Below are 9,951 nucleotides of genomic sequence, written 5' to 3'. Positions count from 1 at the left end.
GGAGAAACATCATGGCGAAGCTCAGCACCGACGAGCTGCTCGACGCGTTCAAGGAGCTCACGCTCATCGAGCTCAGCGAGTTCGTGAAGGCCTTCGAGGAGACCTTCGACGTCACCGCCGCCGCCCCTGTCGCGGTTGCCGCCGCCGGTGGTGGCGCTGCCGCCCCCGCCGAGGAGGTCGAGGAGAAGGACTCGTTCGACGTCGTCCTCGAGGCCGCCGGCGACAAGAAGATCCAGGTCATCAAGGTCGTCCGCGAGCTCACCTCGCTCGGCCTCGGCGAGGCCAAGGCCGTCGTCGACGGTGCCCCCAAGGCCGTGCTCGAGGGCGCGAACAAGGAGACCGCCGAGAAGGCGAAGGAGGCCCTCGAGGCCGCCGGCGCCACGGTGACCCTCAAGTAATCCCTCCGCATCCGCAGCAGCGGATGCGACCATCCAGCACCGTCTGGATCCGCCGATCCGGTGACGGATCGGCATGAGAGCCCCGGGAGAGATCCCGGGGCTCTCGTCGTGTGCGGCCTCGTCGGGCTCTGATCCGGGCGTCGTGACACTCCCGTGACTGCCGGATCGTTGTCCGCCGGTCTGGCGGCTACTAGTGTCAGCCAGACAGGACCTCCATACCCGGAGGAAGGCCGCGCGGCATCCGAACGCGCGACGACAGACGGGAGCAGACGATGTCGACTGCAACGCGGAAGAGGCTCATCCTCTCCACCACCGGTCTCGGGATCACCGTGCTCGCGCTCGCGGGCTGCACGGGCGGCCCCGGCGTGAGCGGCGGGGGCGGAGGCGGCGGCGGCGGAGAATCCGAGGGCGGATCCTCGGAGGTCACGGTCTACGGCACCATCGTCGATGCCGAAGCCGAACTGCTCGAGCAGTCCTGGGCGGACTGGGAAGAGGAGAACGGCATCGACATCGTGTACGAGGGCTCTCAGGAGTTCGAGGCGCAGATCGCGGTGCGCGCGCAGGGTGGCAACCCGCCGGACCTTGCGATCTTCCCCCAGCCGGGGCTCCTCGCCGACATGGCCAGCCGCGACTACCTCGTCGAGGCGCCCGAGAGCGTCGTCACGAACCTCCGCGAGAACTGGGCCGAGGACTGGGAGGGCTATGCCTCCTACGACGGCACGGTCTACGGCGCACCGCTCATGGCGAGCGTGAAGGGCTGGATCTGGTACCAGCCCTCGGTGTTCGAGGAGAACGGCTACGAGGTCCCGACCGACTGGCAGGGCCTGCTGGATCTCACGGCGCAGATGCGCGAGGACACCGGCAGCGCGCCGTGGTGCGCGGGCTTCGGGTCCGACGCGGCGACGGGCTGGCCGGGCACCGACTGGATCGAGGACCTCGTGCTGCGAGCATCGGGGCCGGAGGTCTACGACCAGTGGGTCGCGCACGAGGTGCCCTTCACCGACCCGGAGATCAAGGCGGCGTTCGACGAGACGGCGAAGATCCTGCTCAACCCCGACTACGTCAACGCCGGCTTCGGCGACGTCGCGTCGATCGGATCGACGCCGTTCGGCGACGTCGCGAACGCGCTCGTGTCGGGCGACTGCATGCTGACCCACCAGGCGTCGTTCCTCGACGGGTTCATCGTCGACGCCGGCGGCGAGGTGAGCGAGGACGGTGACGTCTGGGCGTTCATGCTCCCGCCGTTCGAGGCCGGCGCCGAGGGCGAGGTCGTCACGGGCGGTGGCGAGATCGTCGGCGCCTTCAGCGACGACGAGGCCGTGGTCAAGGTGCAGGAGTACCTCTCGAGCCCCGAGTGGGCGAACTCCCGCGTCTCCCTCGGCGGCGTGATCAGCGCGAACAAGGGTCTCGACCCCGCCAACGCGCAGAGCGCCATCCTGCAGGCCGCGATCGAGATCCTGCAGAGCGAGGAGACCACCTTCCGCTTCGACGGCTCCGACCTGATGCCGTCCGCCGTCGGTGCCGGATCGTTCTGGCAGGGCATGCGCGACTGGGTGAACGGCGCTTCGACGGACCAGGTGCTCGAGCAGATCGAGTCGGGCTGGCCGGCCGAGTAACAGGCCATGGCCGCTTTCCTCGGTTGGCTCAGCACCCTCTCGCCGTGGCTTGAGATCCCGATCATCATCGGGGTCTTCCTGGTCGCGGTGGTGGTGCTGCTGTTCTTCATCGAGATCGCGCCGCGCGCGGGCCGGGCGTACACCATCGCCCGGCTCGCCGCATGCGTGATCTTCCCGCTCGCCGTGATGTGGATCCTGCAGTCCTATTGGTGGGCGATCGCGGCCGCCGGCGTGCTCGGACTGCTGTTCTTCTGGCTGGATCAGCGCTCCCGCGGCGGCGCTGGTTCGCTGTTCCAGCTGTTCGGCTTCCTCGCCCCGGCGCTGACCCTGCTGCTGGTGGGCCTCGTGCTGCCGGTCGTGCAGACGCTCGTGCAGTCGATGTACAACTCACGCGGCGACACGTTCATCGGGCTCGACAACTTCGTGTGGATCTTCACGCAGCCGCAGGGGATCCGCACGGTCGTGAACACGATCGTGTGGGTGCTCATCGCGCCCGTGGTCTCGACCGTGGTCGGGCTCGTGTATGCGTACTTCATCGACAAGACGCGCGGGGAGAAGGTCTACAAGATCCTCGTGTTCCTGCCGATGGCGATCTCGTTCGTCGGTGCGTCCATCATCTGGCGCTTCATGTACACGGCGCGCCCCGCGGATGCCGAGCAGATCGGCTTCGTGAACCAGATCATCGTGTGGCTGGGCGGCAGCCCGGTTCCCTTCCTGCAGGTGCAGCCCTGGAACACGCTCGCACTCATCGTGGTGTTCATCTGGATCTACACCGGCTTCGCCATGGTGGTGCTGTCGGCCGCGATCAAGGGCGTGCCCACGGAGCAGATGGAAGCCGCGGAGCTCGACGGCGCCAACGCGTACGAGAGGTTCATGAACGTCGTCGTGCCGGGCATCCGGCCCTCGCTGATCGTGGTGCTCACGACGATCGCGATCGCGTCGATGAAGATCTTCGACATCGTGCGCACGATGACCGCCGGCGCGAACAACACGTCGGTGCTCGCGAACGAGATGTACCAGCAGTTCCGCAGCTTCGAGCCGGGCAGGTCGGCGGCGTACGCCGTGATCCTGTTCATCCTCGTGCTGCCGCTGGTCATCTACAACGCCCGCCAGCTCAAGGCACAGAGAGAGGTGCGCTGATGGCCACCACGGAAGAGGTCGTCGCGACGACCCAGGCGGTGACCACGGCCAAGGGCGGATCGCGTCCGGCGCTCGGCGATGCGAAGCGGCGCCTGACGTCGCCGTGGGCCACGATCGCGGCGATCATCATCGCGGCGATCTGGACCATCCCGACGTTCGGCATCCTGGTGTCGTCGTTCCGGCCGAGGGTGGAGATCCAGACCACCGGATGGTGGACGGCGCTGCAGAACTGGGGGTGGACGACCGAGAACTACGTCGAGGCGCTCAACACCTCCACGGGCGGCCTCAGCCTGCTCGGCGCGTTCGTGAACTCGTTCGCGATCACGCTGCCGGCGGCCATCATCCCGCTGATCCTCGCCACGCTCGCGGCGTACGGGTTCGCGTGGATGGAGTTCCGCGGCAGGAACCTGCTGTTCGTGCTGGTGTTCGCCCTGCAGATCGTGCCGATCCAGATGGCGTTCATCCCGCTGCTGCAGCTGTTTGCGCGCGGCGAGCTGTTCGGGTTCCCGATCATCGAGGCGTTCTCGGATCAGGCGGGCTACGCGCAGGTGTGGATCGCGCACACGATCTTCGGCCTGCCGCTGGCGATCTTCCTGCTGCACAACTTCATCGCGCAGATCCCGGGCGACGTGATCGAGGCGGCGCGCGTCGACGGTGCGGGGCACGGCCAGATCTTCTTCCGCATCGTGCTGCCGCTGAGCATGCCCGCCATCGCGTCGTTCGCGATCTTCCAGTTCCTATGGGTCTGGAACGACCTGCTGGTGGCGCTGATCTTCGCCGACGGGAACGTTGCCCCGATCACCAAGCTGCTCGCGCAGATGGTGGGCCAGCGCGGCGAGGACTGGCACCTGCTCACAGCGGGAGCCTTCATCGCGATCATCGTGCCGCTGCTGGTGTTCCTGTTCCTGCAGCGCTACTTCGTCCGCGGCCTGCTGGCCGGCTCGGCGAAGGGCTGACCCTCCCACCACCGCCTGCGGCTGAGGCTTCGTCCTCAGCCGCAGGCCAGGCGGGCGCGCGCCGACTCGAGGGCCTGGATCTCACGCTCCTGCGACTCGGCCATGCCGCTCGCGGTGCGCAGCACGCCCGGGTCGCTGCCGAGATCCTGCACCGCCTCGACCATCTCGATCGCGCCCGAGTGGTGCCGGATCATCAACTCGGTGAAGAGGCAGTCCTGCGCCGTGCCGGTCGCTTCGCGCAGTTCCGACAGCTCCTCGTCGCTCGCCATGCCCATCGCGGCGCGCAGCTCGTCCTCGGTCGCGGGCTCGCTCGCCGATCCACCGCCGTGGGCGTGATCGCCGTCCTCCGACATCCACTGCATGAGCGGATCGGATCCGCGCTGGGGCACGCCCCAGCGCTGGATCCACGCGAACATCTGGCCCGACTGCTGTGCCTGCGCCGTGGCGATGTCGTACGAGATGAGCCTGAGCTCCTCGTCCTGGGTCGCCGCGTACAGGATCATCGACATCTCGACCGCCTGCCCGTGATGCACCTGCATGTCGCGGGCGAAGCCGATGTCGGCCGCGTTGGGGCCCGACGCGCTCTGACCGAAGGTCGAGAACCGGCCGACCGCGAACGCCAGCCCCGCGACCAGCACGATCGCGAGGGCGATGAGCGCCCAGGCGGGAGGGCGACTCGAGGGCTGCGCGTCGGTCACTAGAGCTTGCCGGGGCCCTCGATGCCGGTGCACGAGGCGCCGAGCTCGGGGGAGGTGCCGCCCTGCCAGTACTCCTCGATGAACTGGGGGATGCGCGGATCGTCGACCGCGTCCACCTTGAGCTGGTGCTCCCACGCGGTCACGGTGATCGGCGTGTCGAGGCCCTCGTACGGCGACACGATCGAATAGGTGCGCGGGGCGAGGTCGCGCAGCGCCTCCAGATCGGCGCCCGTGACCTGCGCGGGGTCGTACGTGATCCACACGGCGCCGTGCTCGAGCGAGTGCACGGCGTTCTCGATCGGCTGAGGCTGGTCGTAGATGCCGCAGCTCAGCCAGGCGCTGTTGTGCGGGCCGCCGGCCGGCGGGTTCTGCTCGTACTCCACGGCGCCCTCGACGTGGTCGGACGCCAGCTCGTAGGTCTCGACGCCCTCGATCGTCGCGCCCTCGCTGCCGGGCGTGTACGACTTCGGCGCGAAAACGATCGACGCGACGACGATCGCGACAACCGCAAGCACTGCGACGATGCCGACGACCCACCACAGCAGCTTGCCGCGCTGACGCTTCTTCAGCTGACGCTGGTACTCGGCCAGCTTCTCCTGACGCTTCGCATCGCGCTGCTGCTTGACGGTCTGCTCGATCTGGGCCTGGCGCGCGGGGTTACCGGACTGCTTCTGCGGGGACACGCCACGATCCTATGCGGCAGCATGCACCCGGAAGTCCTCCGAAGCCTCAGAGAACCCTATGATCCGCGTAACATCGAAGGCTCCCCTGCGAGAGGCGGACACGGATGAACGCACATCGCGATCCCCGCACGCGTGCTCGGATGTGGTGGGGCGCGGGCCTGCTCGCGGCGGGCATCGCGCTCGGCGGCGCGCTGCTCCTGCCCGGCGCGGACCCGACCGTCTTCGACCTGTGGTGGGAGGGGATCCTGTCGGGCACCGCGGACGGTCCCGCCCTGGCGGTGTCGCTGTTCATGGACGTGGCGGGCGGCGGACGCTACGCGACGCTGTGGATCCCCCTGTCCCTGGTGGCCGTGCTGCTCGCCGCGCGGCGGCCGTGGGGAGCCGGCTACATCGTCGTCGCGCTGCTGGCCAGTGCTGCTCTCGTGCAGGTGCTCAAGCACGTGCTCGGCCGGGCGCGGCCGGAGGACATCCTGGTGATCGCGGACGTCGGTTCCTTCCCGTCCGGTCATGTGGCCAATGCGGCCACGCTGACGATCGCGCTGTGGGTCATCCTGCCGCGGTGGTGGACGGCGACGCTGGCCGCGTGTTGGATCGCGCTCATGGCGTTCGCGCGCACATACGTGTCGGCGCACTGGCTCACCGACACGGTCGGCGGGGCGCTGATCGGATCGGGCGCGGCGCTGCTCGTGGCGGTGGCGTTCGCGCGCGGCCTGAGCGTTGAGCGGCGCGTCCACGCCTCCCCTCGCCCGGCGGACGCGCGTCGCTAGGCTGAGCGCCATGAGCGCCGAGAAGGATCCCGCCGTCGAGGCCGCGGAGGCCGAGCTCGCCCGTCTCCAGGCCGAGGCGGAGGCCGCGGAGGCGGCGCTGAGGGCGGCGGAGGCGAAGGCCAGGCTCGCGGCCGCACGCGCCGCCGTGGCGCAGGCAGAGGCGGGGGAGGCGGCCGACCCCGAGACGGCTCCGGCGGATCCCGAGCCCGGCGTCGAGAGCGCCGTGGCGGGCGACTCCGCGGCGGCCCCGGCCGCGGCATCCGAGCCCACCGGCGCGACGGTGTCGGCGCGGGCGACATCCGGCCCGCTGGATCAGGACGACGTGCGGGCCATCGCCGCGGCATACGCCTTCGAGGGGGAGACCCTCGACATCGGCGCGCTGGTGAACGGCGACCCCGTCCCGGATGCGCAGATCCGGATCCCGCTCGGCATGCTGAACCGTCACGGCCTCGTCGCGGGCGCGACGGGGACGGGGAAGACGCGCACGCTGCAGGGTCTGGCCGAGCAGCTGGCCGCGAAGGGCGTGCCGGTGTTCGCGGCCGACATCAAGGGCGACCTGTCGGGCATGGCGACACCCGGTGAGCCGAACGACAAGCTGCTCGCCCGCACCCAGGGCATCGGGCAGGACTGGACGCCCGCCGCGGCGCGGGTCGAGTACTTCGCGCTGGGGGGCGTCGGGAAGGGCGTACCCGTGCGGGCGACCGTGACCGGCTTCGGGCCGCTGCTGCTGTCGAAGGTGCTGGGCCTGAACCACACGCAGGAGTCGAGCCTCGCGCTCGTGTTCCACTACGCCGACAAGAACGGGCTGCCGCTTGTCGACCTCGAGGACCTGCGATCGGTGCTCACCTACCTCACGAGCGATGAGGGCAGGCCCGAGCTCAGGGAGCTCGGCGGGCTGTCGGGCGCGACCGCCGGGGTCATCCTGCGCGAGCTCATCACGTTCGCGGAGGGCGGGGCCGACGTGTTCTTCGGCGAACCCGAATTCGACGTGTCGGACTTCCTGCGCACAGCACCCGACGGGCGCGGCGTCGTGTCGCTGCTCGAGGTGCCGGGCGTCGCGCGCCGCCCCGAGCTGTTCTCGACGTTCCTGATGTACCTGCTCGCCGAGCTCTTCGAGATCCTGCCGGAGGTCGGCGATCCCGACAAGCCGGAGCTGGTGTTCTTCTTCGACGAGGCGCACCTGCTGTTCCGCGACGCGTCGAAGGACTTCCTGTCCGCGATCACACAGACGGTGCGGCTGATCCGGTCGAAGGGAGTGGGCGTGTTCTTCGTGACGCAGACGCCGAAGGACGTGCACGAGGACGTGCTCGCACAGCTCGGATCGCGCGTGCAGCACCAGCTGCGAGCCTTCACACCCGACGACGCGAAGGCGCTGCGGGCCACGGTCAGGACGTACCCCCGGTCGGGGTACGACCTCGAGCGGGTGCTGCAGGAGCTCGGCACGGGGGAGGCGATCGTCACGGTGATGAGCGAGAACGGCGCGCCGACGCCTGTCGCGTGGACACGGGTGCGTGCCCCGCAGGGGCTCATGGATCCGACGCCTGAGGCGCGGATCGAGGCCGCGATCGCCGCCTCCCCGCTGCTGCCGAAGTACGGCGAGCGCGTGGACCGCGAGTCGGCCTACGAGATGCTGACCACCCGGATGAACGCTGCGGAGGAGGCGCAGCGCAGGGCCGAGGCCGAGGCCGAGCTCGCTCGGCAGCGGGCAGAGGTGGAGAAGGCCGACCGGGCAGCCGAGAAGAAGGCGCAGCAGGAGTACGAGCGGCTCCTGAAGAAGACGTCGGGCCGCGCGCGCACGCGCACCTCGTCGCGCGCGGAGAAGTCGACGCTGGAGAAGGTGCTGGGATCGCGCACGACGCAGACGCTGCTGAACGGCGTCATCCGCGGCATGTTCGGCACCGGCCGCCGCTGAGCTGCTAGAAGGAGGCGCCCCGCAGGAAGCGGTCGACGATCCGCACCGCGGGGCCGCCCTCGAGCAGGATGCCGTGCCGCGCGTCCGGGACGACGACGAGCTCGGCGTCCGCGATACGGTCATGCAGCAGGCGCGCATGGTCGACGGGCACGATCTCGTCGGCTGCGCCGTGCACGATGAGCGTGGACGCGACGATCGCGTGCAGCTCGTCGAGCGCGTCGTGCCGCCGGCTCGCCCGGAAGTGACGTCCGCGCGCGTTCGGGTCCCCGCCGATCGCGAGCAGGTGCGAGAACCACGCGGGGTGTTCGGTGAAGAACACCTCGGCGATGCGCGCCCGGTCACCCGAGCGCAGGGCGGCATCGCTCACCGGCGAGCGCGGCGAGCCGTGCGCTTCCCCCGCAGACGTGGAAACCAGCACCAGCCGGCCCACGCGCTCGGGCGCGTCGATGGCCAGCCACTGCGCAACGCGTCCGCCCATCGAGTGGCCGACGACGTGCGCGCGGGCGATGCCCTCCGCGTCCAGGATCGCGACGACATCCTGCGCGAACAGCCGCGTGTCGTAGCGTTCCGCCGCGCCGAGGCCGCTGCTGCCCGTGCCGCGGTGATCGAACACGACCAGCCGGTGCGCGGCGCTCTCGGTCGGCGACAGCAGCAGCTCGGCCGCGATGCGCCAGGACGCGTGCTCGACCGCTTGACCGGCGATCAGGATGACGGGGTCGCCGTGTCCGGCGGTCCAGTACGCGAGCGTCGTGCCGTCGGGTGCCGTCGCGTCGGCACGCGCCCACCGGAGACTCACAGACACCACGGCGACGGAATCAGGAATCCGAGCGGTCCGCTGTCGACCTGCTCGGCGCCGTCCCACAGCGTCGCCGTGATCCGCACCCCGCTGACCCGCCGCTCGAACACGACGTCGACGAGCCCGTCGTCGTCGATCACGCCCTCGACACGCGAATCGACCTCATCTCCGGGCCACGTGTGGAGCGTGACGGCGAACGCGGCTCCCGGCTCACCCGACACTCCGAGCGTGAACGTCGTCTCGCCGACCGCGCAGGAGTGGCCGCGGTCGTCGAAGCGCAGGGGCTGCGGATCGGGCGTCGGGGACGCGGTGGGCGGCTTCGCCGGATCGGCCGGCGGCTCGCTCGTCTCCGGCGTCGGCGCGGGCGTCGGGGCGGTGGTCGGCTCCTGCGCGGGCCGGGCGCTCGCGGGCGGGGCGGGCGCCGGATCGGCCGCTGCGGGACCGGACAGCAGCTTGTCGCGCAGGTCCCACAGCGCGCTCAGGCGATGTGACGCGACGATGCCCTCCGTGTCCTCGACGTAGCGCACCTCGAGCGTGACGTCGGCGACAGCCTGCGCCCGCGTGAGGGCGAACTCCAGCGATCCGGTGCCGTCCGCCCCGAGCGTCGTGCGGGCTAACGACTCGTGCGAGGCGACCGCGACCGCGAGCGGCACCCCGGCTGAGAATCCGCCGTCGCCGGAGAGGTCGTCGCCGCGTGCGAAGACCTGGACGTCGCGGCGGGGCTCGCCGGACACCCCGAGCAGCACCTCGCCGTCCGCGCCGCGATCCGCGGAGGTCAGGGCGAGCGGAGCCGTCACACGCCGGAAGGGCGAAGGAGCGTCGTCGGGCGTCGTCGGCTGCACCGCGGGAGGGGCAGGGGCCGGGCGCGACACGGGCGGTGCGGGCGGCGCTGCGGTCTCGCTCGGCGCCGGCTCGGGCTGCTCATCGGTCGGGCGCACGCCGACGAGCTCGGAGGACGCCTCGACCTCCGCGGCGGGCGGTGCAG

9 protein-coding genes and 1 pseudogene are annotated in these 9,951 nt (G+C 70.5%); 6 read left to right on the top strand and 4 right to left on the bottom strand.

Going from position 1 to position 9,951, the window contains the following annotated elements; all coding sequences use genetic code 11:
• Positions 1-11 precede the first annotated feature (11 nt).
• From rplL to RIF89_RS07460, 4 genes are all read left to right on the top strand, one after another.
• Complete coding sequence (gene rplL / locus RIF89_RS07475) at positions 12-398, top strand: 50S ribosomal protein L7/L12 (protein WP_309068499.1); 387 nt, start codon at positions 12-14, stop codon at positions 396-398.
• 272 nt (positions 399-670) lie between these two features.
• Positions 671-2,014, top strand: a complete 1,344-nt coding sequence (locus tag RIF89_RS07470; RefSeq protein ID WP_309068498.1) for an ABC transporter substrate-binding protein — start codon at positions 671-673, stop codon at positions 2,012-2,014.
• Between the two features lie 6 nt (positions 2,015-2,020).
• Positions 2,021-3,154, top strand: a complete 1,134-nt coding sequence (locus tag RIF89_RS07465) for a sugar ABC transporter permease (RefSeq protein WP_309068497.1) — start codon at positions 2,021-2,023, stop codon at positions 3,152-3,154.
• The gene (locus RIF89_RS07460) at positions 3,154-4,110 is read left to right on the top strand and encodes a carbohydrate ABC transporter permease (protein WP_309068496.1); all 957 of its coding nucleotides are present in this window, start codon (positions 3,154-3,156) and stop codon (positions 4,108-4,110) included. The genes RIF89_RS07465 and RIF89_RS07460 overlap by 1 nt, the downstream gene beginning before the upstream one ends.
• A 35-nt stretch (positions 4,111-4,145) precedes the next feature.
• Here the strand turns inward: RIF89_RS07460 and RIF89_RS07455 are convergent, their stop codons facing one another.
• Together RIF89_RS07455 and RIF89_RS07450 are read right to left on the bottom strand one after the other, a co-directional pair.
• Positions 4,146-4,808, bottom strand: coding sequence for a DUF305 domain-containing protein (locus tag RIF89_RS07455; RefSeq protein ID WP_309068495.1), 663 nt, complete (start codon positions 4,806-4,808; stop codon positions 4,146-4,148).
• Positions 4,808-5,491, bottom strand: coding sequence for a DUF3105 domain-containing protein (locus RIF89_RS07450; RefSeq protein WP_309068494.1), 684 nt, complete (start codon positions 5,489-5,491; stop codon positions 4,808-4,810). The genes RIF89_RS07455 and RIF89_RS07450 overlap by 1 nt, the downstream gene beginning before the upstream one ends.
• A gap of 104 nt (positions 5,492-5,595) precedes the next feature.
• Here RIF89_RS07450 and RIF89_RS07445 point away from each other — a divergent pair, with 104 nt between their 5' ends.
• Together RIF89_RS07445 and RIF89_RS07440 are read left to right on the top strand one after the other, a co-directional pair.
• Positions 5,596-6,258 carry a phosphatase PAP2 family protein gene (locus RIF89_RS07445; RefSeq protein WP_309068493.1) on the top strand — a complete coding sequence of 221 codons (663 nt, stop codon included), beginning with the start codon at positions 5,596-5,598 and terminating at the stop codon, positions 6,256-6,258.
• Positions 6,259-6,268: 10 nt separating this feature from the next.
• Complete coding sequence (locus RIF89_RS07440) at positions 6,269-8,170, top strand: helicase HerA-like domain-containing protein (protein ID WP_309068492.1); 1,902 nt, start codon at positions 6,269-6,271, stop codon at positions 8,168-8,170.
• 4 nt (positions 8,171-8,174) lie between these two features.
• On the opposite strand, the gene RIF89_RS07435 is transcribed toward RIF89_RS07440, so the two are convergent.
• Positions 8,175-8,972, bottom strand: coding sequence for an alpha/beta hydrolase (locus RIF89_RS07435; RefSeq protein ID WP_309068491.1), 798 nt, complete (start codon positions 8,970-8,972; stop codon positions 8,175-8,177).
• Positions 8,963-9,951, bottom strand: a pseudogene (locus RIF89_RS07430) (hypothetical protein); the annotation flags it as partial. The pseudogene RIF89_RS07430 and the gene RIF89_RS07435, both read right to left, overlap by 10 nt.

It is taken from the genome of Microbacterium sp. (assembly GCF_031178525.1).
Taxonomy (GTDB): Bacteria; Actinomycetota; Actinomycetes; order Actinomycetales; family Microbacteriaceae; genus Microbacterium.
The sequence above is the reverse complement of the archived record's forward strand: the minus strand, read 5'-3'. Positions and strand labels throughout refer to the sequence as shown.

Excerpts from the sequence above, each read along its gene's own strand:
- RIF89_RS07440 (WP_309068492.1), top strand. The coding sequence starts at position 6,269 with ATGAGCGCCGAGAAGGATCCCGCCGTCGAGGCCGCGGAGGCCGAGCTC.
- rplL (WP_309068499.1), top strand. The coding sequence starts at position 12 with ATGGCGAAGCTCAGCACCGACGAGCTGCTCGACGCGTTCAAGGAGCTC.
- RIF89_RS07445 (WP_309068493.1), top strand. The coding sequence starts at position 5,596 with ATGAACGCACATCGCGATCCCCGCACGCGTGCTCGGATGTGGTGGGGC.
- RIF89_RS07460 (WP_309068496.1), top strand. The coding sequence starts at position 3,154 with ATGGCCACCACGGAAGAGGTCGTCGCGACGACCCAGGCGGTGACCACG.
- RIF89_RS07470 (WP_309068498.1), top strand. The coding sequence starts at position 671 with ATGTCGACTGCAACGCGGAAGAGGCTCATCCTCTCCACCACCGGTCTC.
- RIF89_RS07465 (WP_309068497.1), top strand. The coding sequence starts at position 2,021 with ATGGCCGCTTTCCTCGGTTGGCTCAGCACCCTCTCGCCGTGGCTTGAG.